Origin of the sequence: Luethyella okanaganae, assembly GCF_042660285.1 — a bacterium.
GTDB lineage: Bacteria > Actinomycetota > Actinomycetes > Actinomycetales > Microbacteriaceae > Luethyella > Luethyella okanaganae.
Genome location: NZ_JBHSTP010000001.1, coordinates 1,265,492 through 1,287,870, shown reverse-complemented (window position 1 = coordinate 1,287,870; position 22,379 = coordinate 1,265,492). Strand labels below are relative to the sequence as shown.

Annotated in this window: 23 protein-coding genes; 11 read left to right on the top strand and 12 right to left on the bottom strand. The window is 63.7% G+C overall.

Annotation, left to right across the window (positions count from 1 at the left end):
* Nucleotides 1-52: 52 nt before the first annotated feature.
* Nucleotides 53-1,102, top strand: a complete 1,050-nt coding sequence (locus ACFQB0_RS06070) for an alkaline phosphatase family protein (protein ID WP_386728794.1) — start codon at nt 53-55, stop codon at nt 1,100-1,102.
* A 7-nt stretch (nt 1,103-1,109) separates the two neighbouring features.
* On the opposite strand, the gene ACFQB0_RS06065 is transcribed toward ACFQB0_RS06070, so the two are convergent.
* The gene (locus ACFQB0_RS06065; RefSeq protein ID WP_386728791.1) at nt 1,110-1,709 is read right to left on the bottom strand and encodes a DUF3043 domain-containing protein; all 600 of its coding nucleotides are present in this window, start codon (nt 1,707-1,709) and stop codon (nt 1,110-1,112) included.
* Nucleotides 1,710-1,747: 38 nt separating this feature from the next.
* Between ACFQB0_RS06065 and ACFQB0_RS06060 the strand changes: the two genes are divergently transcribed.
* The 5 genes from ACFQB0_RS06060 (at nt 1,748) to ACFQB0_RS06040 (ending at nt 6,861) form a co-directional block, all read left to right on the top strand.
* A complete protein-coding gene (locus tag ACFQB0_RS06060) occupies nt 1,748-3,169 on the top strand; it encodes a dipeptidase (RefSeq protein WP_386728788.1) in 1,422 nt (473 codons plus the stop codon).
* A 90-nt stretch (nt 3,170-3,259) separates the two neighbouring features.
* Nucleotides 3,260-3,616, top strand: coding sequence for an iron-sulfur cluster insertion protein ErpA (erpA, locus tag ACFQB0_RS06055; protein WP_386728786.1), 357 nt, complete (start codon nt 3,260-3,262; stop codon nt 3,614-3,616).
* 201 nt (nt 3,617-3,817) lie between these two features.
* Nucleotides 3,818-4,705 (top strand): aa3-type cytochrome oxidase subunit II, encoded by an 888-nt coding sequence (gene ctaC, locus ACFQB0_RS06050; protein WP_386728783.1) that lies wholly within the window; start codon nt 3,818-3,820, stop codon nt 4,703-4,705.
* A 3-nt stretch (nt 4,706-4,708) separates the two neighbouring features.
* Nucleotides 4,709-6,445, top strand: a complete 1,737-nt coding sequence (gene ctaD, locus ACFQB0_RS06045; RefSeq protein WP_386728781.1) for an aa3-type cytochrome oxidase subunit I — start codon at nt 4,709-4,711, stop codon at nt 6,443-6,445.
* Nucleotides 6,445-6,861: a cytochrome c oxidase subunit 4 gene (locus ACFQB0_RS06040; protein WP_386728778.1), complete on the top strand. Its 417-nt coding sequence runs from the start codon at nt 6,445-6,447 to the stop codon at nt 6,859-6,861. Before ctaD ends, ACFQB0_RS06040 begins: the two co-directional genes overlap by 1 nt.
* On the opposite strand, the gene ACFQB0_RS06035 is transcribed toward ACFQB0_RS06040, so the two are convergent.
* Genes ACFQB0_RS06035 through ctaE form a run of 5 tightly spaced genes read right to left on the bottom strand, consistent with a single transcriptional unit; the run spans nt 6,862 to nt 11,976 of the window.
* Nucleotides 6,862-7,695, bottom strand: a complete 834-nt coding sequence (locus ACFQB0_RS06035; protein WP_386728776.1) for a methyltransferase domain-containing protein — start codon at nt 7,693-7,695, stop codon at nt 6,862-6,864.
* Between the two features lie 32 nt (nt 7,696-7,727).
* Complete coding sequence (qcrB, locus tag ACFQB0_RS06030; RefSeq protein WP_449280267.1) at nt 7,728-9,323, bottom strand: cytochrome bc1 complex cytochrome b subunit; 1,596 nt, start codon at nt 9,321-9,323, stop codon at nt 7,728-7,730.
* 35 nt (nt 9,324-9,358) lie between these two features.
* Nucleotides 9,359-10,432: a cytochrome bc1 complex Rieske iron-sulfur subunit gene (gene qcrA, locus ACFQB0_RS06025; RefSeq protein WP_386728772.1), complete on the bottom strand. Its 1,074-nt coding sequence runs from the start codon at nt 10,430-10,432 to the stop codon at nt 9,359-9,361.
* A gap of 38 nt (nt 10,433-10,470) precedes the next feature.
* Nucleotides 10,471-11,283, bottom strand: coding sequence for a cytochrome bc1 complex diheme cytochrome c subunit (gene qcrC, locus ACFQB0_RS06020; RefSeq protein ID WP_386728769.1), 813 nt, complete (start codon nt 11,281-11,283; stop codon nt 10,471-10,473).
* 24 nt (nt 11,284-11,307) lie between these two features.
* Nucleotides 11,308-11,976 carry an aa3-type cytochrome oxidase subunit III gene (ctaE, locus tag ACFQB0_RS06015; RefSeq protein ID WP_386728767.1) on the bottom strand — a complete coding sequence of 223 codons (669 nt, stop codon included), beginning with the start codon at nt 11,974-11,976 and terminating at the stop codon, nt 11,308-11,310.
* A gap of 104 nt (nt 11,977-12,080) precedes the next feature.
* Between ctaE and trpD the strand changes: the two genes are divergently transcribed.
* On the top strand, nt 12,081-13,133 hold the full coding sequence (gene trpD, locus ACFQB0_RS06010; RefSeq protein ID WP_386728764.1) for an anthranilate phosphoribosyltransferase: 1,053 nt from the start codon (nt 12,081-12,083) through the stop codon (nt 13,131-13,133).
* Nucleotides 13,134-13,166: 33 nt separating this feature from the next.
* Here the strand turns inward: trpD and glpK are convergent, their stop codons facing one another.
* Both glpK and ACFQB0_RS06000 read right to left on the bottom strand, forming a co-directional pair.
* Nucleotides 13,167-14,681 (bottom strand): glycerol kinase GlpK, encoded by a 1,515-nt coding sequence (gene glpK, locus ACFQB0_RS06005; RefSeq protein WP_386728761.1) that lies wholly within the window; start codon nt 14,679-14,681, stop codon nt 13,167-13,169.
* Between the two features lie 90 nt (nt 14,682-14,771).
* Nucleotides 14,772-15,545, bottom strand: a complete 774-nt coding sequence (locus tag ACFQB0_RS06000; protein ID WP_449280265.1) for an MIP/aquaporin family protein — start codon at nt 15,543-15,545, stop codon at nt 14,772-14,774.
* 202 nt (nt 15,546-15,747) lie between these two features.
* Here ACFQB0_RS06000 and dhaK point away from each other — a divergent pair, with 202 nt between their 5' ends.
* The 4 genes from dhaK (at nt 15,748) to ACFQB0_RS05980 (ending at nt 18,493) form a co-directional block, all read left to right on the top strand.
* On the top strand, nt 15,748-16,749 hold the full coding sequence (dhaK, locus tag ACFQB0_RS05995) for a dihydroxyacetone kinase subunit DhaK (protein WP_386728758.1): 1,002 nt from the start codon (nt 15,748-15,750) through the stop codon (nt 16,747-16,749).
* 9 nt (nt 16,750-16,758) lie between these two features.
* Entirely contained in the window at nt 16,759-17,397 is a 639-nt protein-coding gene (gene dhaL, locus ACFQB0_RS05990) for a dihydroxyacetone kinase subunit DhaL (protein ID WP_386728756.1), read from the top strand.
* Complete coding sequence (gene dhaM / locus ACFQB0_RS05985) at nt 17,390-18,106, top strand: dihydroxyacetone kinase phosphoryl donor subunit DhaM (RefSeq protein ID WP_386728754.1); 717 nt, start codon at nt 17,390-17,392, stop codon at nt 18,104-18,106. Before dhaL ends, dhaM begins: the two co-directional genes overlap by 8 nt.
* 108 nt (nt 18,107-18,214) lie before the next feature.
* On the top strand, nt 18,215-18,493 hold the full coding sequence (locus tag ACFQB0_RS05980; RefSeq protein WP_386728753.1) for a hypothetical protein: 279 nt from the start codon (nt 18,215-18,217) through the stop codon (nt 18,491-18,493).
* Between the two features lie 64 nt (nt 18,494-18,557).
* On the opposite strand, the gene ACFQB0_RS05975 is transcribed toward ACFQB0_RS05980, so the two are convergent.
* The 4 genes from ACFQB0_RS05975 to ACFQB0_RS05960 form a co-directional block, all read right to left on the bottom strand.
* Entirely contained in the window at nt 18,558-19,808 is a 1,251-nt protein-coding gene (locus tag ACFQB0_RS05975) for an MFS transporter (RefSeq protein WP_386728752.1), read from the bottom strand.
* Entirely contained in the window at nt 19,801-20,184 is a 384-nt protein-coding gene (locus ACFQB0_RS05970) for an ArsR/SmtB family transcription factor (protein WP_386728750.1), read from the bottom strand. Before ACFQB0_RS05970 ends, ACFQB0_RS05975 begins: the two co-directional genes overlap by 8 nt.
* A gap of 90 nt (nt 20,185-20,274) precedes the next feature.
* Complete coding sequence (locus ACFQB0_RS05965) at nt 20,275-21,000, bottom strand: ABC transporter permease (RefSeq protein WP_386728747.1); 726 nt, start codon at nt 20,998-21,000, stop codon at nt 20,275-20,277.
* A gap of 34 nt (nt 21,001-21,034) precedes the next feature.
* Complete coding sequence (locus ACFQB0_RS05960; protein WP_386728745.1) at nt 21,035-21,895, bottom strand: ABC transporter ATP-binding protein; 861 nt, start codon at nt 21,893-21,895, stop codon at nt 21,035-21,037.
* Between the last annotated feature and the right edge of the window lie 484 nt (nt 21,896-22,379).

The window sequence follows — 22,379 nt, the reverse complement described above, 5'->3', positions numbered from 1 at the left end:
TGCCGATGTTCTCGAAAGTTCTCTTCTCAGTGTGCTCGGGCAGGAGAATCCGTTGGCGCTGCCGCCCGCACAGCATGCCGTCGTCGTACTCGCCGACGGACTCGGAGCCGCTGCGATCCGCTCCCGGACCGGGCACGCCCGGTTTCTCTCTGCCCGTCTCGGCAAGAACGACGTGATCGACGGAGTCTTCCCGGCGACCACGGCCGCCGGGCTTGCGACGCTCTGCACCGGCGTCGAGCCCGGCAAGCACGGTCTCGTGGCCTATCGAGTGCTCGATGCGGCGAACGACCGGGTCGTGAATCAGCTGAACGGCTGGGACGCCGACATGGATCCCGCGACCTGGCAACGGGTGCGCACGGTCTTCGAGAGAGCCGCGGACGTCGCCGTGCCCAGCTTCTCGATAGGTCCGGTCCGCTACAAGGGCTCCGGACTCACCGAGGCTGTGTTGCGCGGGAGTGAGTACCTCGACGCCGAGACCATCGGCGGGCGGTTCGACACGGCCAGGCGGGTCATCGCCTCGACCCCCGGCGCACTCGTCTACCTCTACGTTCCGGAACTCGACATGGCGGCGCACGCCCGCGGTTGGCAGTCGGACCGCTGGCTCGCCGAGCTGGAGACCCTCGACGCCGAGACGTCGCTCTTCGCGGCGTCTCTCGCTCCTTCGACGGGCTTGCTTCTCACCGCCGACCACGGCGTGCTCGATGTGCCGAGTACCAAGCACGTGCTCTTCGACACCGTGCCGGAGCTTGTGGACGGGGTGCGGCACGTCGGCGGCGACCCGCGCTGCCTCCAGCTCTATCTGGAGCCGGGGCTCGGTGGATCGGCCGCCGACGTCCTCGCTGAGGCCTGGCGGCAGGTCGAAGGGGAGCGTGCCTGGATCCTCACCCGTGGCGAAGCGGTCGAGGCAGGACTGTTCGGCGACGTCGACCCTGCCGTGTTGCCGCGTATCGGAGACGTCATCGTCGCGGCACGCAGGCTCGTGGCGTACTACGACTCACGCGATCGGAGCCAGGCCGGGCGCACGATGATCGGCCAACACGGAGCGCTCACCGACGAGGAGATGCGCATTCCGCTCATTCGCGCGGGAGCCTACGGGCGCTGACCCCGGATCAGCTCGGATACTGCCAGCGCTTCACCTGCGGCTTGGGAAGGCGCATCGGCCGCAACTGCAGTGCGCGCATGGCGGCATACCAGCGCACCTTCTCGACCTTCGTCTCGCCGAACTTGGCGGTCAGCTTCCTCGTGAGCAGGAAGCCGAGGACGACGCAATCGACGACGGCGACGATGAAGAACGCCCAGAGACCGAGGATGCCATACGTCTGCACCTCACGGCTGGGGAGAAAGGTCAGGATGATGACGAGGAACATCACCGGGATCATGATCTCGCCGATGTTGAATCGCGCGTCGATATAGTCGCGCACATAGCGCTTCTGCGGACCCCGGTCGCGGGCCGGAAGATACTTCTCGTCGCCGAGCGCCATGCCTATGCGCGCCTTTTCGCGCGCCTCAGCCGCCTTGGCGCGCGCATTCCGCGCGGCCTCCTTGCGATCGTTCGGAACGAGCGGGCGCTTGCGGGCCGCCTCCTGTTGTTTGCGGGTAGGGGTGGGGGTGCCCTTGCCCGCCTTAGCCTGCTCGGCGAGACGCGCCGCGGTTTCTTCAGCGGTCTCGATCACGGGCTCTGCGTCGTTGGACGCCTGGTTCTTTGCCACATCAGATCCTTGATTTCGGTTGCTTTAAGATTAGCCGCATGACGGATACCCCAGAGACACCCGTGACGACGAGGGACGCCGTGGCCGATGCCGCCGTGCGCACCGCCGTCGAGAACGGCCTTCCGACCACGATCGCGGATCTCACGGCGCTTGTGCGCATCCCATCGGTCTCGTGGTCGGCGTTCGACCCGGCCGCTGTCGAGGCCAGTGCCGAGAAGGTGGCCGAACTCGTGCGGGGGCTCGGCGTCTTCGAATCCGTCGAGGTCACACGGTCGGCGATCGAGGGGTCCGAGCAACCAGGGCAGCCGGCGGTCCTGGCGACGCGTGCAGCACGCAATGGGCGTCCGACGGTGCTGCTTTATGCGCATCACGACGTGCAGCCGCCGGGCAATGACGCGGAGTGGGAATCCGCCCCATTCGAGCCGACTGTCCGGGGTGACCGACTCTACGGTCGCGGCGCTGCAGACGACAAGGCCGGGATCATGGCGCATATCGCCTCGATCAGGGCGCTCGTCGAGACCTCAGGTCCCGACTTCGAACTCGGCCTCGCCATGTTCATCGAGGGGGAGGAGGAGTTCGGGTCCCGTTCCTTCGCTAACTTCCTCGCCGACAACCGCGAAGCGCTCGAGGCAGACGTGATCATTGTCGCCGACTCGAACAACTGGGACATCGACACCCCGGCGCTCACGATCGGCTTGCGCGGGAACGTCACCTTCCGACTGACCGTCACCACACTCGACCACGCCTCCCACTCCGGAATGTTCGGCGGAGCGGTTCCGGACGCCATGCTCGCGACCATCCGGCTCATCGCGACGATGCACGCGGAGGACGGCTCCGTCGCGGTCGAGGGCCTCACGAGCCATGAGCAGCAGACGCCAGAATACTCGGAGGAGCAGTTGCGCCTGGAGACGGGCCTGCTCGACGGGGTCGCCACGATCGGGCATGGGAGCATCCTGAACCGGATCTGGGCACAGCCGACGGTCACCGTCACGGGGATCGATGCGCCGAGCGTCGACAATGCCTCCAACACGCTCTCCCCCTCGATCTCCATACGCATCAGCTCACGCGTCGCGCCCGGGCAGCCGGCTCAGGAGGCGTTCCTCGCCCTCGAACGTCACCTGCGCGCGAATGCCCCATGGGGTGCGCGCCTCGAGATCGACGACATCGACACGGGGGAGGCCTTCCTCGTCGACACGAGCGGCTGGGCCGTTGCCGAAGCCAGGTCCGCCATGGCCGACGCGTGGGGGAAGGAGCCCGTGGACGTCGGCGTCGGCGGATCGATACCGTTCATCGCCGATCTCGTGAGGGTCTTTCCGAAGGCGCAGATCCTCGTGACGGGTGTCGAGGATCCGGACTCGCGCGCGCATAGCCCGAACGAGTCCCTCCATCTCGGGGTCTTCAAGCGCTCAGTGTTGAGCGAGGCACTTCTGCTCGCGCGGCTCAACATGCGTGGGGAATGATCTCAGCCGACATCCTGTTGACCGAGTTAGAATCTCTCTGGACTCCGGCGATCTGATGCGGGAGCCCCTGAAAGCGCATCGAGGAGCAGTATGACCGACACGACAACGACCAGTGTTTCAACCCACGGCGTCGGCCTCACGGATGCTGCGGCGTCCAAGGTCAAGAGCCTGCTCACGCAGGAGGGACGGGACGACCTGCGTCTGCGTGTCGCCGTTCAGCCCGGCGGCTGCTCCGGTCTCATCTACCAGCTGTACTTCGACGAGCGGGTTCTCGATGGCGATGTGCTCGTCGATTTCGACGGTGTCGAGGTGGTCGTCGACAAGATGAGTGTGCCTTACCTCGACGGCGCCTCGATCGATTTCGAGGACAGCATCCAGAAGCAGGGCTTCACGATCGACAATCCCAACGCGCAGGGAAGCTGTGCGTGCGGAGACTCGTTCCATTAGGCTCCATAGCTCACCTCCTCGGGAGATCATCCGAACGGATGGTCTCCCGAGTGCCTTTAAGGGGCGGATTCCGCTGGATTTCACGTACATGCCAGCGAGGTCGTCGCGTTGATGCACAACCTGGTGCGCTCTGCGGAGTAGGCTGGATCCGGTCAATGCACTTCCCTGTGAAGTGCCTACGAGTCTCCCGAAAGGTCACCGGTGCGCAACAATCGCCGACTCCGATGGGCTGCAATTCCGATCGCAGCGACGCTTGCCGTAGTTCTCGCCGGGTGCACCCAGGCGCAGCTCAACGGCTTCCTCCCGGGATTCGTGGAGGGCGAGAAGCCCGTCACGACGAACACCCAGATGGTCTCCGGTCTATGGACGACATCCTGGATCGTCCTTCTCATCGTCGGTATCATCACGTGGGGACTCATCATCTGGGCGGTGATCGTCTACCGCCGTCGTAAGGGCCAGACCGGGCTTCCGGTGCAGTTGCGCTACAACATGCCGATCGAGATCTTCTACACGATCGTGCCGCTCATCCTCGTGCTCGGCTTCTTCGCCTTCACCGCTCGTGACCAGGCGGCTATCGAGGAGCCGTTCGCCTCGCCCGACCTCAAGATCCAGGTCATGGCCAAGCAGTGGGCGTGGGACTTCAACTACGTCGACGACAACGTCTATTCGCCCGGCGTCCAGGGCAGCCCCGACGCGAACGGCCCCAAGGGCGCTCTCGTCGAGTCCGAACTGCCCACCCTCTATTTGCCCGTCGACAAGAAGATCGAGATCGCGCTCGACTCACGCGATGTCGTCCACTCCTTCTGGGTCATCGACTTCCTCTACAAGAAAGACATGTTCCCGGGCAAGACCAACTACATGTATGTGACGCCGACGAAGGAAGGCACGTACAAAGGCAAATGCGCCGAGTTGTGCGGTGAGTATCACTCGCTCATGCTCTTCAACGTCAAAGTCGTGTCGCAGGCCGAATACGACGACTACATCGGGTCGTTGCGCGCTGCGGGCCAGAAGGGTCAGCTCGGCCCCGAGTTCGACCGCAACCAGAATCTGCCGGGTACCGAAGCGCCGACGTCCGAGGAGGGGCACTAAGCCATGAGCATCGTCACAGCACCGGCTTCCACTCAAGAACGCACACAGCCGTTCGGCGCGTCGAAGGTCGGGCGCAAGGGCAACACCCTCGTCAAGTGGATCACCTCGACCGATCACAAGGTCATCGGGTATCTCTACCTGATCACCTCGTTCGTCTATTTCTGCATCGGTGGCGTCATGGCCCTGGTCATCCGTGCCCAGCTGTTCCAGCCGGGGCTCGAGATCCTGCAGACGAAAGAGCAGTACAACCAGCTATTCACCATGCATGGCACGATCATGCTGCTCATGTTCGCGACCCCGCTCTTCGCGGGATTCGCGAACGTGCTCATGCCGCTCCAGATCGGTGCGCCGGACGTCGCGTTCCCTCGCCTCAACGCTTTCGCCTACTGGCTGTTCAGCTTCGGAAGCCTCATGGCCGTCGCCGGCTTCCTCACCCCGCAGGGTGCCGCATCCTTCGGCTGGTTCGCCTATCAGCCCCTCGCGTCGACGACGTTCTCGCCGGGTATCGGCGGCAATCTCTGGATGCTGGGGCTCGGCGCGAGCGGTTTCGGAACGATTCTCGGCGCCGTCAACTTCATCACGACGATCATCACGATGCGTGCACCGGGGATGACCATGTTCCGCATGCCGATCTTCACGTGGAACACCCTCGTCACCTCGATCCTCATCCTGATGGCCTTCCCCGTGCTCGCGGCTGCTCTGCTCGCTGCCGCAGCCGACCGCGTATTCGGGGCGCATATCTACGATCCAGCCAATGGCGGCGTCATACTCTGGCAGCACCTGTTCTGGTTCTTCGGCCATCCCGAGGTGTACATCATCGCCCTGCCGTTCTTCGGAATCGTTTCGGAGATCTTCCCGGTGTTCAGCCGCAAGCCGATCTTCGGCTATAAGACGTTGATCTACGCGACGATCGCGATCGCCGCGTTGTCGGTCACCGTATGGGCCCACCACATGTATGTGACGGGATCGGTGCTGTTGCCGTTCTTCTCACTCATGACGATGCTCATCGCCGTTCCAACGGGCGTGAAGATCTTCAACTGGATCGGGACGATGTGGCGGGGTTCCGTCACCTTCGAGACGCCGATGCTCTGGGCGATCGGCTTTCTCATCACCTTCACCTTCGGTGGCCTGACAGGTGTCATCCTGGCATCGCCGCCGCTCGACTTCCACGTCTCCGACACCTATTTCGTGGTCGCCCATTTCCATTACGTCGTCTTCGGCACCGTTGTGTTCGCCATGTTCGCAGGCTTCTACTTCTGGTGGCCCAAGTGGACGGGCAAGATGCTCAACGAGCGTCTCGGGAAATGGCACTTCTGGCTGCTCTTCATAGGCTTCCATACGACCTTCCTTGTGCAGCACTGGCTGGGCGTGGTCGGCATGCCACGACGCTATGCGAGCTACCTGCCGACGGACGGCTTCACCTGGATGAACCAACTCTCGACGGTCGGCGCGATGATCCTTGGCGTCTCCCTCATCCCGTTCTTTCTCAACGTATACATCACGGCCCGCAAGGCGCCGAGGGTCTCGGTGAACGACCCGTGGGGCTACGGCGGATCCCTCGAGTGGGCGACCTCTTGCCCGCCGCCTCGCCACAACTTCACCTCGATCCCTCGTATCCGTTCCGAGCGTCCGGCATTCGATCTCAACCACCCTGAGGCAGCGGTTCCGCTCGGCATCGGTCCTGCCAAGGACGCGCCGGATGCCCCGACGTACGACATCGCTTCGGAGGAGGTCAAGTAATGCGCGCGAACATCAATCTGTTCTGGATACTGACGGTCTTCTTCGTTCTCACGTCGGTGGCCTACATCTTCTGGACGATCGCGGAGAACGGCCATGTCGAGTGGGTCGGTGCCGTCGCGTTGGGCTTGTGCGCGGTTCTGAGCGCCTTTATCGCGTTCTACCTGGGGCGTGTGCATGGTGCCCAGGGTGGCGAACTGCCGGAGGACCGCCTCGACGGCAACATCGACGATGGTGACGCGGAGCTCGGCTTCTTCAGCCCGTGGAGTTGGTGGCCGATCATGCTCGCGGGGTCAGCCTGTCTCCTGCTCCTCGGGTTGGCCGTCGGCTTCTGGATCGCATTCATCGCGGTCGGCATCGGCCTGATCAGCATCGTCGGCTGGGTGTTCGAGTACTATCGAGGGCTTTTCGCCCGGTGATCAAACCTCCCGTGGCCGGAACCGCAGCACGTCCACGCTGATCGTGACGGTGGCGGGCGATCGCCAGGAACTCTCGCTCTCAGCGGAGCGGTGATGCGCTGAGGGACCCATGTCGATGAGCGATGCCGCCAGTTCCGGCGTGACCGGGGTCTTCGCCATGGCGGTGTCGCGCGCGTCGAGGGCGAAGAGAGGCCCGGCGCTCTCGATGAGCCTTTCGGCCTTTTCTTCCGGCACAGCGAGCATGCCGGGGGCATCGCGGAACTCCCGGAAGTGCTCTGGCCGTGGCACAACGGCGAGGAGCCTGCCCGAAACGGGCGTCAGGATGCGGTGGAGCTCCGGCAGGTTGCGAGGGGCGAAGATGGAGAGCACGATGTCGGCCGAACCGCTGCGGAGGGGGAGCGGCGCCCAGGTGTCGGCGATCAGCCCGTCGATCGCTTGCGAACGCCGAACGGCGCGCGAGACGGCGCTAGGCGAGATGTCCTGTGCCAGCCCGCGGGCGTCGGGCGCTGCTGCCTCGAGCGCCGCCTCGAGATAGTGTCCAGTGCCGCAGCCGGCGTCGTGAACGCGTCGCGGAGGGGCGGAGGGAAGCAACGAGAGCAGCGCATCGCTGATCGGGGCGTAGGCGCCGCTCTCGAGCACACGGTCACGGGCATCCAGCATGGCCGCTGAGTCACCGATCAGCCCGGACCCCGCGCGAAGCGCGTTCAGGTAGCCGCGCTTGTTGACGTCGTAGCTGTGTCCGGTCTTGCAGCGGAGCGAGAGCGGGGGAGTAGCTTCGAGGTCCAGAAGACACTTCGGGCACCGCAGCCACTCAGACAGAGTCTGGAGTGTCATGCGGTGGCCGAAGAAAGGGTGGTGCCGGACGCCTAGTGGTGTTCGCCGTGCGACTGTTCGATTTCCGTCGAGGTCACCGGTGCGATGCGGTCTTCGAAGAACCACCGCGAGAGGCTCGCCCGGAGACGCTGCCCGAAGGTGATCTGCCCTTTCGCGTTCGGGCGGATCATGAGCGGCTTGTAGTCGCTGTAGTCCACGAGACGCCAGCGCTCGTATTCGTCGACGGGCTCGTGCACCTCGATGAACTCACCGCCGGGCAGTTTCACGATGCGCCCGGACTCGTAGCCGTGCAGCACGATCTCGCGATCCTTCTTCTGCAATGCGAGACATACGCGCTTCGTGATGAGGTAGGCGATGATCGGACCGAGGATCACGATCCCCTGGAGGGTGTGGATGACGCCTTCCATCGTGAGACGGAAGTGCGTCGCGATGATGTCAGAGCTCGCGGCTGCCCAGAGGCCCGCGTAGAACGTGACGCCGGCGGCGCCGATCGCCGTTCGGGTCGGAGCGTTGCGCGGCCGGTCGAGCACGTGATGCTCGCGCTTGTCGCCCGTGATCCACGCCTCGATGAAGGGGTAGACGAGCACGGTGACGATGAACAATCCGAGGCCGATGAGCGGCACGAGGATGTTGAACGACCAGGTGCGGTCGAGCCAGACGAACTCCCAGCCCGGTGGAATCAGACGCAAGGCACCGTCGGCGAAGCCGATATACCAGTCCGGCTGCGTTCCGGCGGAGACGGGCGACGGGTCGTACGGTCCGTAGTTCCAGATCGGGTTGATCGTGAACAAGGAGGCGATGAGGGCGAGAACACCGAAGACGATGAAGAAGAAACCGCCGGCCTTCGCCGCGTACACAGGAAGGATCGGGTAGCCGACGACCGTCTGCTGGGTCTTGCCCGCTCCCGGGTACTGGGTGTGCTTGTGCACGACCACGAACAGCAGGTGAAGGGCGATGAAGAGCACGACGATCGCGGGAAGCAGCAGGATGTGCAGGGTGTACAGACGGCCGACGATGTCGGTGCCGGGGAACTCGCCGCCGAACAGGAGGAACGAGATCCAGGTGCCGACGAGCGGGATGCCCTTGACCATGCCATCGATGATGCGGAGACCGTTGCCCGAGAGCAGGTCGTCGGGCAGTGAGTAGCCCGTGAAGCCCTCTGCCATCGCAAGGATGAAGAGCACAAAGCCGATCACCCAGTTGAGCTCGCGCGGCTTGCGGAACGCACCGGTGAAGAAGATGCGCAGCATGTGCAGACCGATTGCAGCCACGAACAGCAGAGCCGCCCAGTGGTGGATCTGACGCATCAGCAATCCACCGCGGATGTCGAAGGAGATGTCGAGCGTCGACGACATCGCGACCGACATCTCGACGCCCTTGAGCGGCACGAAGGATCCATCGTAGTGCACTTCAGCCATCGACGCCTGGAAGAAGAACGTCAGGAACGTGCCGGTGAGCAGGATGACGACGAAGCTGAAGAGTGCGACCTCGCCGAGCAGGAACGACCAGTGGTCGGGGAAGATCTTACGGCCGAACTCTTTGACGGTGCCAGAGATGCCCGTGCGCTCATCGAGGTAATTGGACGCCGCGGCGGTGAATCCGCCGGGCTTCTTCGCTGGCTCGTTCACGTCGGCTGCCGGCGGGCTCGTAGTAGTTGCGGTGCTCAATGACGCTCCCAGAAGCTCGGGCCGACAGGTTCGTGGAAGTCGCTCTGGGCGACGAGGTATCCCTCGGCGTCCACAGCGATCGGCAGCTGCGGCAGGGGCCGCGCGGCCGGACCGAAGATGACCGCACAGTGGTTGGCCACGTCGAACTGCGACTGATGGCACGGACACAGCAGGTGATGCGTCTGCTGTTCGTAGAGGGCGACAGGGCATCCGACATGGGTGCAGATCTTCGAGTATGCAACGATGCCGTCGTACGACCAGTCCTTGCGTTCCGGCAGCTCGTTGAGATCCTCCGGACGCAGACGCATGAGCAGGACGACGGCCTTGGCCTTCTCTTCCAGCTTGCCTGTCTTGAGTTCGTTGAGGCCCTCGGGGATCACGTGGAATGCGCTACCGACGGTGACATCCGCTGCCATGATCGGCGTACCGCTCGGGTCGAGGGCGAGACGGGTGCCTTTCTTCCACATGGTATGGGAGAGGAGCGCGACCGGGTTCTCGTTCTGAGGGCCGAGGCCGCGAAAGAGTACGATCGCGGGCAAGGGGAACGCGATGAGCGCTCCGATCAGGCTGTTGCGGATGAGCGTGCGGCGCCCGAATCCGGACTCCTCGTTGGCCTCCTGGAAGATCTCCACGGCGCGAGCCCTGGTCTCCTCGTCGCCGCGGACGGGGTGACGAACGTCGATGCCTTCCTTGTCGGACATGAGAGTCTTGGCCCAGTGGACCGCGCCGATTCCGATGGCCAGCAGGGCGAGGGCGATGCCGAGACCGATGAGGAGCGTGTTGAGGCGGACATCGCCGACGTTGTTCGACTCGATCGGGAACAGCATGTAGGCCGCGATGGCCCAGATGCTGCCGACGATCGACAGATAGAAGAGCGTGTAGACGGTGCGCTCGGCGCGCTTCTCGGCTCTAGCGTCCGTGTCTGTGACTCGCGCGCGGTGCGGCGGAAGACCAGGATCTGACAGGGCATCCCGTGCGGCGACGGCGGTGCCAGCGGATTCCTCCGCGTGCGCGGCGCCCGACGAATCGGCAGCGATGATCTCCCTGCCGCCGTTATCGTCCTGTGCCATGGTTCTCCTTTTCACGCTGTGTCATTGCCGGGCGCCGGTCAGTTCGACTTCGCCGTGATCCACACGGTCAGGGCGACAATGGTGCCGAGACCGAAGATCCAGATGAACAGGCCCTCCGCCACGGGACCGAGCGAACCGAGCTCGAAACCTCCGGGGGAGCGGTTGTCCTGAACGTACTTGAGGTACGTGATGATGTCCCGCTTGTCTTCTGGCGAGATGTTGAGGTCGTTGAACGCAGGCATGTTCTGTGGGCCGGTGACCATGGCCTCGTAGATGTGCACACCGGAGACATTCGTCAGCTCCGGAGCGAACTTGCCTTCGGTGAGGGCACCACCGGCTCCGGCGACGTTGTGGCACATGGCGCAGTTGATGCGGAAGAGTTCGGCGCCGTTCGCCGCGTTACCGCCGCCGTCGACGAGTTCTGGTGCGGGTATGGCCGGACCCGGAGCAAGCGAGGCCACGTAGGCGGCGAACTGCTTGATCTGCTCGTCGGTGAACTGCACCGGCTTCTGCTGGGCCTGCGGTCCGTTCATCTGCATCGGCATGCGACCGGTACCGACCTGGAAGTCGACGGATGCGGCACCGACGCCGATGAGGCTCGGGCCGTTTCCGGTTCCTTGGGCACTCATACCGTGACAGGTGGCGCAGTTGGCTTGGAAGAGCTTCTTGCCTTCATCGATCGTCTGCTGCGAGGCGATATCGGTTTCGGCCGACGCCGTGGTCGCGCTGAGCGCCGCGTATGCTCCACCGGTGAAGACGAGGCCGATCGCAAGCAACGCAACGGTCGCCAAAGGGTGACGACGTCCTGTCTTGCGGCTCACGCGAGCTGTAGCTTTTCTGTTCTCGGGCATGGGAAAGTAGTCCGCTCCTGATTCCTATTTGAGAACGTAGATGACCAGGAAGAGCCCGATCCAGACAACGTCGACGAAGTGCCAGTAATAAGAGACGACGATGGCGCTCGTGGCCTCCCGGTGTCCGAAATTCTTGACCGCGAATACGCGGCCGATGACGAGCAGAAAGGCGATCAGGCCGCCCGTTACGTGCAGGCCGTGGAAGCCGGTCGTGAGGTAGAAGGCCGACCCGTAGGCGTTGGAGTCGAGCGCGATGCTCTCGGAGACGAGCGTGGCGTATTCGAAGATCTGACCGCCGACGAAGATCGCTCCGAGCGCATAACTGAGGAAGAACCACTCGACGACGCCCCACTGCGTCGGTTTCCATCCCGTCGATCGCGGCTGCATGCGCTCTGCGGCGAAGACGCCGAACTGACACGTGAACGACGAAGCGACGAGGACAAGTGTGTTCGTGAGAGCGAACGGGAAGTTCAGTTGGCTCGCTTCCGCATCCCACAGCTCGGGGCTCGTCGAGCGGAGCGTGAAGTATATGGCGAAGAGCCCGGCGAAGAACATGACCTCGCTGCCCAGCCAGACGATGGTGCCCACCGCCACAGTGTTGGGCCGGTTGATCGCGGGCGCACTCGCCGGTTGAGTAATCAAGGTGCTCGTCACCGTTCCATTATGGCCGATATCGGAGCGCCGTTTTCTCATTGTCGGAGGCCTGTCGTGGCAATCTCGAGGTTAGGTTTGCCTAACTATCAAGGAATGAACACTGTGAATCCTCGGTGAATAGTGGTGCCGCATAGGATTGGGAAATGCTGGAAACTCAAACGTGGCCGTCCGTCCTCAGCTCCCTGCTCAACGGGCAAGACCTGAGCGTCGCGGATGCCGCGTGGAGCATGGAGCAGGTGATGACAGGGGAGGCGACCCCCGCTCAGCTCGCGGGTTTCCTCATCGCCCTGCGGGCGAAGGGCGAGACCGTCGATGAGATCGTCGGCTTCCGCGACGCGATTCTCGGGCACGCCGTCCCGCTGCCGGTCGACTCGATGGCTCTCGACATCGTGGGGACGGGTGGTGACAGATTCGGCACGGTCAACGTTTCGACGATGGCCTCCATCGTCGCGGCGGCATCCGGGGTGCCCGTGATCAAGCACGGCAACCGCGCAGCGAGTTCGGCGTCGGGTTCGTCCGATGTGCTCGAGGCGCTCGGCATCGATCTGACCCTCTCGGCCGAACGGGTCGCTGAGATCCTGAGTGAGACGGGCATCACCTTCGCCTATGCGGCGGCCTTCCATCCTGGGTTCCGACATGCAGCGGTCGCGCGCACGGATCTCGGTATTCCCACGGTGTTCAACTACCTGGGCCCGCTCTGCAACCCTGCCCGGCCCGAAGCCTCAGCTGTTGGCGTCGCCGCTCTGGACCGAGTGCCCCTCTTCGTCGGCGTCTTCCAGACACGTGGAGCCACAGCGCTCGTGTTCCGCGGTGACGACGGTCTCGACGAGCTCACGACGACGGGGCACAGCCATGTCTGGGAGGTGACGCGAGGAATGGTGACGGAACACGACATCGATCCCCGCGACCTCGGCATCAAGAGGGCGAAGATCTCCGACCTCGTCGGCGGCGATGCCGTGCAGAATGCGGCGATCGCGCGTGCTGTGCTCGCTGGGGAGAAAGGCCCGGTGCGCGACATCGTACTGCTCAACGCGGCGGCAGGCATGGTCGCCTATGCGCTTGCGAAGGATCCCACGCAGGTGCAGACGAGCATTCTCGAGCGTTTTGCGAACAAGATGACCGTCGCCGCCCAGACCATCGACTCCGGCGCGGCCACAGCCAAGCTCGAGCAATGGACGACCGCTACGCGACGCTAGCCGTACTGCCGAAGTCGCGTGGCCGCCATTCGCTCAGATGACGTCGGCGTCGACCCAGTTGAATGTTTTGGTGACGGCTTTCTTCCAGTTGCGGTTGAGGCGGTCGCGTTCGGCGGGGTCGAGGTGGGGTTCCCAGCGTGTGTCTTCTTGCCAGTTGTTGCGGAGCTCGTCGAGGTTTGACCAGAAGCCGGTCGCGAGGCCGGCAGCGTAGGCGGCGCCGAGCGCGGTGGTCTCGGCGACGACGGGGCGGATGACGGGAACGTCTAGGATATCGGCTTGGAATTGCATGAGGGTGTTGTTGGTGATCATTCCGCCGTCGACTTTGAGTTCGGTCAGGGGCACGCCGGAGTCGGCATTGACGGCGTCGAGGACTTCGCGGGTTTGGAAGGCAGTGGCTTCGAGAGCGGCGCGGGCGATGTGGCCCTTGTTGACGTAGCGGGTCAGTCCGACGAGGGCGCCGCGGGCGTCGGGGCGCCAGTAGGGTGCGAAGAGTCCCGAGAACGCGGGGACGAAGTAGGCGCCGCCGTTGTCATCGACAGTGTTCGCGAGGGTCTCGATCTCGGCCGCGGTGTCGATGAGTCCGAGGTTGTCGCGGAGCCATTGCACGAGGGAGCCGGTCACGGCGATGGATCCCTCGAGGGCGTAGTGCACGGGCTGGTCACCGAGTTTGTAGCCCACGGTCGTGAGGAGTCCGTTTCTGGAGTGCACGATCTCCTCACCGGTGTTGAAGATGAGGAAGTTGCCCGTGCCGTAGGTGTTCTTCGCTTCGCCGGCGTCGAAGGCGGCTTGCCCGAACGTCGCGGCCTGCTGATCGCCGAGGATGCCCGCGACAGGAACCTCGCGGAGCAGGCTCGAGGTGTGCACCGTGCCGTAGATCTCGGAAGATGACCTGATCTCGGGCAGCAACGATCTCGGCACATTGAACACCGCGAGGATCTCCTCATCCCAGGCGAGAGTCTCCAGATCCATGAACATCGTACGGCTCGCGTTCGTGACGTCCGTGGCGTGGATGCCACCATCGACACCGCCGGTCAGGTTCCACAACACCCAACTATCGGTCGTGCCGAACAACAACCCGCCCGCTTCCGCTCGAGCACGGGCACCGGGAACGTTCTCCAGGATCCAGACGATCTTCGTGCCCGAGAAATACGTCGCCAGTGGCAACCCGACCTTCTGCTTGAACCGCTCCACCCCACCATCAGCCGCGAGCCGATCCACGATGTCCTGCGTGCGCGTGTCCTGCCACACGATCGCGTTATAAACAGGCTCGCCCGTGAACCTGTCCCAGACCACCGCGGTCTCACGCTGATTCGTGATGCCGACCGCCGCGATATCATGACGAGTCAGACTCGCCTTCGCCAAAGCCCGGCCGATAGCCTCACGCGTGTTGTCCCAGATCTCTCTCGGATCATGCTCCACCCACCCCGCCCTCGGGAAGACCTGCTCATGCTCAAGCTGACCCGACGAAACCACTGACCCCGCCCCATCAAAAATAATCGCACGCGAACTCGTCGTCCCCTGATCAATCGCGAGAACATAACCGCCCATGATGTTTCTATCTCCTTGCATCGGCCGGGAACCGGCCATGAATGATGACGAAGCCAACCGGCCCGCCAACCCGAATCGGGTCGCCAACCGCTAACCGAGGATCGGCAAAAGCCAATGAGACGCCCAGCCAGCGAGAAGCCCACCGATGACAGGACCCGCGACGGGAACCCAGGAATAGGACCAATCCGAGGAGCCCTTGCCCTTGATCGGCAGAATGAAATGAGCGATCCTCGGCCCCAGATCACGAGCCGGATTGATCGCATACCCGGTCGGCCCACCCAAAGAAGCACCAATACCGATCACGAGCAAAGCCACTGGCAAAGCGCCCAACGCGGCCAGACCCGAAGCATCCCCATTACGACCGAAACCGATGACGACGAACACCAGCACGAAAGTGCCGACGATCTCCGTCACGAGATTCCATCCATAAGAGCGGATAGCCGGACCGGTCGAGAACACCGTGAGCTTGCTCGCCGCCTCTGGCTCCGCGTCAAAATGCCGCTTATAAGCGAGCCACACGACGACCGCACCCAGAACCGCACCCGGCAACTGCGCGCCGATATACGTCAGCACCGTAAGCACGTCAACGGGAACCGTCGTGCCCAGCGCGGCATTGCCGAACTCCGTCGCACCACTCGCGACGAGCCCGAGCGTGACGGCCGGGTTGATGTGCGCGCCCGAAGCGTAGGCCACGATGACGCCGACGAAGACCGCGAGGCCCCAGCCGAAGTTCACCATCAGAAAACCACCATTGAAGCCTTTGCTCCTAGCGAGAGCGACATTGGCAACCACACCACAACCCAAAAGAACGAGCATCGCCGTACCCACAAACTCCGAAAGAAAGATGATACCGAGACTGCCCACACTGACCTCCTTGCCTGACTTCGCATCGCCGGAACCACACAGCGGGGTCTTTCCTCCACACTACGTTCTGATCGGCAAGGGAGGAATGGACAGCGCGAATCTCCGGCGAACCCTACTTCGAGATGCGGCCAGCGCGTAAGTTTGGCAGGTGACCGCTCTGCGCCGGGCCGCGATGAGCCGATGCTTGATGGAGGGAAGACTCGTGAAGAAACTCATCAATGATCCGAAGAACGTAGTGAACGAGGCGGTTGCCGGATTCGCCGCCGCCCACGCGGATCTTGTCAGAGTGGAGTTCGACCCTGTCTTCGTCGTCCGAGCGGATGCTCCCGTCTCAGGCAAAGTCGGCCTCGTCAGCGGTGGCGGCAGCGGTCACGAGCCCTTGCATGCCGGGTTCGTCGGTCTCGGGATGCTCGATGCGGCGGTGCCTGGGGCGGTCTTCACGTCGCCGACACCCGACCCGATTCTCGCGGCGACGAAGGCCGTCGACGGCGGCGCGGGAGTTCTTCACATCGTGAAGAACTACACCGGCGACGTGCTGAACTTCGAGACTGCGGCCGACCTCGTCTCCGCGGACGGCTTAGAGGTGCGTTCCGTCGTCATCGACGACGACGTCGCCGTGAAGAACTCGCTCTACACTGCCGGACGACGCGGTGTCGCCGGCACCGTGCTCGTAGAGAAGATCGCCGGCGCAGCGGCCGAGCGCGGGGACACCCTGGACGCCGTCGCCGCCGTCGCCGAGAAGGTGATCGCGAACGTGCGGTCGATGGGTGTCGCTCTGACGCCCTGCGTCGTGCCGCATGCCGGTGAGCCAAGCTTCACGCTCGCCGACGACGAGATCGAGATCGGCATCGGCATCCACGGCGAACCCGGACGCGAGCGCATCAAGCTGGAGCCGGCCGATGCGATCGTCGACCGACTGCTTGCATCGATCGTCGAGGACATCCCGTTCGTGGCGGGCGACACGGTGTTGCTCTTCGTCAACGGAATGGGCGGCACTCCACAGATCGAGCTCTATATCGTGTACCGGCGCGCCGCTGAAGTGCTCGCCGCGCAGGGGATCGAGGTCACCCGGTCGCTTGTGGGCAACTTCACGACCTCGTTGGAAATGCAGGGGGTCTCCCTGTCGGTGTTGAAGCTCGACCACGAGTTGACCGCTCTGTGGGATGCACCCGTGCAGACGGCGGCGCTACGGTGGGGAAGGTAGGACACACGCATGAGTGTGGATGTCGCCTGGGTGGTCGCCTGGATGAAGCGGAGCGCGCAAGTCATATCGGAGCATCGCGTCGAACTGATCACTCTGGATCGCGAGATCGGCGATGGTGATCATGGCGAGAACATGGACAGAGGCTTTCAGGCCGTGTTGACCAAGCTCGATGACCTGCCGGCTGCGGCCACGCCGGGTGACGTTCTCAAACTCGTCGCGACGACGCTCATTTCGACGGTTGGGGGAGCGGCTGGTCCGCTCTACGGGACCGCCTATCTCAAAGCATCCGGCGCCGTCGGTGCCGAGACCGCGCTCGACGGTGCCGCGCTCGTCGCCCTGCTCACGGCAGCCCGTGACGGTATCGTGTTGCGTGGCAAGGCGGAGCCGGGAGACAAGACCATGATCGATGCCTGGACGCCGGCAGTCGTCGCCGCCGAGACCGCGCAGAGTTCGGGCGCGGGCGAGACGGAGATCCTGGCCGCTGCGGCTGCTGCGGCCGAGGCGGGTGCTGTCGCGACCGAGCCGCTCGTCGCCCGGAAAGGCCGGGCGAGCTATCTCGGCGAACGCGCGATCGGTCACCGTGACCCAGGGGCCCAGTCGACCGCGCTTCTCCTGCGTGCCGCAGCGGATGTCGCAGCCGGTGCCTGAGACGGAAGTCGAGGCTGGCACCGTGCATCCACAGCCCAGGGTCGGCATCGTCTTCGTGTCGCACAGCGCCAAGATCGCCGAGGGGCTCATCGAGCTCGCCTCCCAAATGGCCCCGACCGTGCTCATGTCCGCCGCGGGTGGAACGGATGATGGACGCATCGGAACGAGCTTTGAAAAGGTGACAGCAGGGATCTCGGCTGTCGACGCCGGTGCTGGAGTCGTCATCATCTGCGATCTCGGCTCTGCCATCTTGACCGCGGAGACCGCCGTCGATTTCCTCGACGACGATGTGCGGGGCCGCGTGCGCATCGTCGACGCGCCGCTCGTCGAGGGAGGCGTTGCGGCGTCGGTCGCGGCGGAGATCGTGGGGGGACTCGACGCTGTGGCGGCTGCCGCGGAATCCGCAGGAGCCACGTCTTCTGAGTTCGCGGTGGCGTCGGCGAACGCCCCGTCTGGCTACAGCCGGACCGTCGCCCTCGTGAACAAGGACGGCTTGCACGCGAGACCGGCCGCCCAGTTCGTGAAGCTTGCGAACTCCTTCACCGAACGGGTGACCGTGAACGGAACCGACGCACGGAGCCTGCTCGGGATCATGGCTCTCGGGCTGACGAAGGGCATGGTCGCCGAGGTTTCCTCGCCCGAGACTGGTTCTCGTGGCGCGGTGGACGCTCTCGCCGATCTCATCGAGACAGGGTTCGGTGAGCCGTGATGCCATTCATCGGAATCGCATAGCATAGCCGGGTGAAATATGTCAAATCGCGAGTATGATGTGCGCATGGCCCGGACGCGAGATGCTGCAGCAGCCGACAATGGGTTCGTGCACTTCTTCGAGTGGATGAACCGTAAGCTCTCTCCGGCGTTCGGCCCTCCGCCCGTGACGGAATACGGCGAGGCTGACCGGCCGACAAGGCTGGCGGCATGCCCCCTGTGCGGGCATCCGATGGGGGAGCACTTCATCGACCATTCGACGCCCAATACAGTACTGAACTGTCCCGTGATCGAGCACAAGCCGGTCCCCGACAACAGTTCTCCGCTTGGCGAGCTCGGGATGCCGGCGTCCGCCCGCCGCCTCGAAAAGATCGGCCGACGCAGCTAAGCCCCACGTCATCCCATCCGCCGAGACTGCATGAATCGTCGAATAGGGGGCGCTTTTTGACGATTCATGCAGTCTCGGCGGATGGGGATGGCTGAGCGGCCAGCTCTGAGGGTGGGCTCGGCGTGTGCCACGCGAGGCGTGCGGCGACGCCCGCGAGAATGCCGATTGCGGCAAGAATGACGGCGGTGGTGGGAAGGCCGAGCACTGATCCGAGGATGCCGGCCGCCGGGTAGGTCAGGATGAAGCATGCGTGTGAGAAAGAGAACTGTGCGGCGAAGACCGCTGGTCGGCTCATCTCATCCGAGGATCGGCGCAGGAGCCTCGCGGAAGGCGTCAGGATCAGCGACGTCGAGGCACCGAGGAGGCACCAGACGACGAGGAGGGCCGCCCACGCGTATCCTGTCGCCGGCACGGCGGTCAGGGCGGCGGTCGCGATGAGTCCGATGGGCAGAGCCGTGGCACCCGCCAGCATGATCGGCCGGTCAGGCAGCGTGTCGAGGATCTTTGGGAGGGCGAGCGCGACGAGCATCGAGCCGGCGCCGTAGGCGGCGAGGAGGAGTGCGACATCCGTCTGTGGTCGTTGGAGCAGCCCTTGAACGAGTACGACGGTGTTGACGATCACCATCGCGGTCGAGGTCGCGACCACGAGGTTCATGGCGAGGAGGCCACGAAGTTCGGGGGTGCGCCGGAATACTCGGACACCTCGAGTGAGGCGCTCGAAGAACGGCGTCTGCGGCGCAGGCCGAAGTCGCGGGAAGACGGTCGCCAACACGAGCGCGGCGGAGGCGACGAAGCCGACGGCCGTGCCGACGAACAGCCTGTGATAGCTCATGATGCCGAGAAGTATGGCTGCGAGGATGGGGCTGGCGAGCGCCTCGAGATCGTAGGCCAGCCGAGAGAGTGAGAGGGCTCGCGTGTACTGCTTCTCGTCGGGGAGTACATCTGGGATGACGGCCTGAAACGCGGGAGTGAACGTCGCCGAGGCGGCCTGCAGTACGAAGATCAGCACGAAGACCTGCCACACTTCGGTGACGAATGGGAGAGAGAAAGCGACTCCGGCGCGTAGCACGTCTGCGGAGATGAGCAGCAGCTTGCGCGGGATGCGCCCGGTGAGCGCCGCGATGATCGGCGCGACGCCGACATAGGCGAGCATTTTGATCGTGAGTGCGGTGCCGAGCACGAAGCCTGCATCGCCGCCCGCGATATCGAAAGCGAGTAAACCGAGGGCGACAGTGAGGAGGCCGGTTCCGATCAGGGCGACGACCTGGGCGCTGAACAGCTTTCGATACGACGGATTTCGGAGGACCTCAATCACGGGCGCCGCTCGCGACAGACCTCATGATGTGCGCGGACTGGTGATGCGCGGGGGAGTCGCCGAGCGTGTGCTCGGCCTGGAAAATCGCGTCTGCGACCAATTGACGTGCGTGTTCGTTCGTGAGTCGGTAGAACACATGGGTGCCTTCCTGCCTCGTGGCGACGATCCGGGCCAGACGCAGCTTCGCGAGGTGTTGGGAGACGGCAGCCGGCGACTTGTCGACGACCTCGGCGAGGCGGTTCACGGCCAGTTCCCCGTCGCGGAGCGCGAGGATGATGCGGATGCGGGTCGCGTCGGCGAGCATCGAGAACACCTCGACGGCCAGTTCGACGTAATGGCTATCGGGGGAGAGGCCGCATCTAGTATCTGCATTCATACGCAGATACTTACATTAAGAACCATCGATCGCAAGTCTGCCGCCACGGCGGGGGTGGCGCGGTCGGCGGGACTGACCACGGTCGTTCTGTTATCGGGCGTCCCAGCGGAACCAGCGAATGCCGACGAAGGCGAACACGATGACGTATCCGACGCAGGCTAGGAGCGAATAGGTGTCTTGATCGCTCCACGCCGTCTGGTTCAGCACGTCGGAGAACAAGGACATGAGGGCTCCGACGGGCGACCGCCCTGCGATCGATTTCACGGTGTCGCCGAGGATCCCGGTTTCGCCGAGGAGGCCGAGAAGCACCAGGATGATGAAGAGGATCCGGCCGATGGCGTTGATGGCGCTGGTGGATTGCACCAACCCGACGAGAGCCTGTCCGATTGCCAGGAACACGGCGGCACCGAGGATGGCGATGGCGAGCACCAAGGCGTACTGCCAGGTGCCCAGCGTCAGGCCGTGCAGGATGGCGCCGACGATGACCACGACGATGGAGGCGATCAGATTGGCGGCGACCTGAACACAGAGGCGACTGGTCATGATCGTCCAGGTTGGCGCCGGGCTCACACGGAGTCTTTGCAGTACACCGACCTCACGGTCGTGCGCGAGGGTCAGGCTGTAGCCCAGAAGGCAGGATGTGATCAAGCCGAGGGTAAGGGCCAAGCCGATGAGAGCTCCTGGCCCACCGAACCGCGTTTCAGCTTTTCCCAGTGTGGTGGCAACCAGGATCACGATCGGCAAAAGAATGCTCAAAAACGCCGAGACCCTGCTTCGGAGAAGAACGATGGCGTCGGCGCGAAGCAGCGAACGCATAGCCAAACCTATCGGGGGACGGGCGATGATCAATTCAGGCACGGATCTCACTTCCCGTCAGGCCGATGAACACGTCTTCGAGCGTCACCGAACCGTGTGCCACCTCCAGAACGCGAGGATCGTCCTTGTGTTTCGCGATGAGATCCGACGGGGTGCCGAGAGTGAGTAGAGCTCCATGATCGATGATCGCCACCCGGTCGCAAACCGCCTGCGCCTCTTCCATCGAGTGGGTGGTGAGCAGGATGCTGCCACCCTCGCCCCGCAGCTGCTCGATGCGTCGCCACAGTCCGCGCCTCGACTGAGGATCCAGGCCGGCGGTCGGCTCGTCCAGCAGCACAAGGAGAGGGTCATGAATCGTCGCGATGTACAGCGCCAGCCTTTTCTGCTGGCCACCGGAAAGCTGTTTGAATCGTTTGCCCACTTCTTGGTCGAGTCCGATCGTTCGCATGCTCGCGCCGATTTCTTCGTGAGACAAACGCACTCCGTACAACCCGCCATAGAGCCTTGCGATCTGCCCGATGCTCAGCTCTGCCTGGAAGCTGGACGATTGCAATTGCACTCCGAGGCGGGCTTTTGCCTCGAGCGGACGTTGTCGAGCATCGACACCATCCACGAGCAAACGCCCGGACTTGGGCTTCACCAACCCCTCGATGGCATTGAGCGTACTCGTCTTTCCCGCGCCGTTGGGGCCGAGCAAGCCGAAGATCTCTCCCCGATCGATCTGAAAACTGATGCCATCGACCGCGGTCCGTTGACCATAGATGACGAATAGATCGTCGACGCGCAACGCCGGCGGTGCTGCTGGTTCGTTCGATTCATTCATCAACAGCCAGTATCGTCGATGCGGCGAGAACGCACTATGTCGATGCTTGCCGTATTCGTCGGACTGCGGCATATGCTCCGTTGCGATGCACCGACGAATCGCCGCCCGAGCCGAGCGCATCGCGCTTTTGCCTGCCCTTTCTGCTGGCTCACGCACAGGGCGAAGCCCGGCTATGATCGGTGGTGTCGGAGCCGGCGACCCGGCGTTGGTGTTGGTGATGGTCGGGCTTTCTCGCGAGAGTCGATGCCACTCTCAGGCCCCTTTTGGTCCTCAATTCGGCGCAAGATGTTGAGCCACAGGTTGTATTGAGGCTTGGGTTCTTGATCAGTACGTTCGAATTATGAACTCAAGAATTCGATCCCTCCGGACGGTCGGTGCAAGCTCTGTCGCGGCCTTGCTTGTAGGAGCCGGGCTTGTGACCGGCGTTAGTGCAACAAGCAGCAGCGCAGCGAAGACAATAGAAAACACAACATTAGAAGTAGAACATGTCAATACGCCGGAGTTGCTAACGCCCTACACGTTCCCGCCATCGACTACTCCGTTCAGCTCAGTGTCA

What these genes read in the sequence shown, in the direction of transcription:
- ctaE (WP_386728767.1), bottom strand. Translation starts at nt 11,976, where the DNA reads ATGAGAAAACGGCGCTCCGATATCGGCCATAATGGAACGGTGACGAGC.
- ACFQB0_RS05970 (WP_386728750.1), bottom strand. Translation starts at nt 20,184, where the DNA reads ATGAATGCAGATACTAGATGCGGCCTCTCCCCCGATAGCCATTACGTC.
- trpD (WP_386728764.1), top strand. Translation starts at nt 12,081, where the DNA reads ATGCTGGAAACTCAAACGTGGCCGTCCGTCCTCAGCTCCCTGCTCAAC.
- ctaD (WP_386728781.1), top strand. Translation starts at nt 4,709, where the DNA reads ATGAGCATCGTCACAGCACCGGCTTCCACTCAAGAACGCACACAGCCG.
- dhaL (WP_386728756.1), top strand. Translation starts at nt 16,759, where the DNA reads ATGAGTGTGGATGTCGCCTGGGTGGTCGCCTGGATGAAGCGGAGCGCG.
- qcrC (WP_386728769.1), bottom strand. Translation starts at nt 11,283, where the DNA reads ATGCCCGAGAACAGAAAAGCTACAGCTCGCGTGAGCCGCAAGACAGGA.
- ACFQB0_RS06035 (WP_386728776.1), bottom strand. Translation starts at nt 7,695, where the DNA reads ATGACACTCCAGACTCTGTCTGAGTGGCTGCGGTGCCCGAAGTGTCTT.
- ACFQB0_RS06040 (WP_386728778.1), top strand. Translation starts at nt 6,445, where the DNA reads ATGCGCGCGAACATCAATCTGTTCTGGATACTGACGGTCTTCTTCGTT.
- qcrA (WP_386728772.1), bottom strand. Translation starts at nt 10,432, where the DNA reads ATGGCACAGGACGATAACGGCGGCAGGGAGATCATCGCTGCCGATTCG.
- ACFQB0_RS05965 (WP_386728747.1), bottom strand. Translation starts at nt 21,000, where the DNA reads ATGCGTTCGCTGCTTCGCGCCGACGCCATCGTTCTTCTCCGAAGCAGG.
- ACFQB0_RS05960 (WP_386728745.1), bottom strand. Translation starts at nt 21,895, where the DNA reads ATGCCGCAGTCCGACGAATACGGCAAGCATCGACATAGTGCGTTCTCG.
- glpK (WP_386728761.1), bottom strand. Translation starts at nt 14,681, where the DNA reads ATGGGCGGTTATGTTCTCGCGATTGATCAGGGGACGACGAGTTCGCGT.
- erpA (WP_386728786.1), top strand. Translation starts at nt 3,260, where the DNA reads ATGACCGACACGACAACGACCAGTGTTTCAACCCACGGCGTCGGCCTC.
- ACFQB0_RS06060 (WP_386728788.1), top strand. Translation starts at nt 1,748, where the DNA reads ATGACGGATACCCCAGAGACACCCGTGACGACGAGGGACGCCGTGGCC.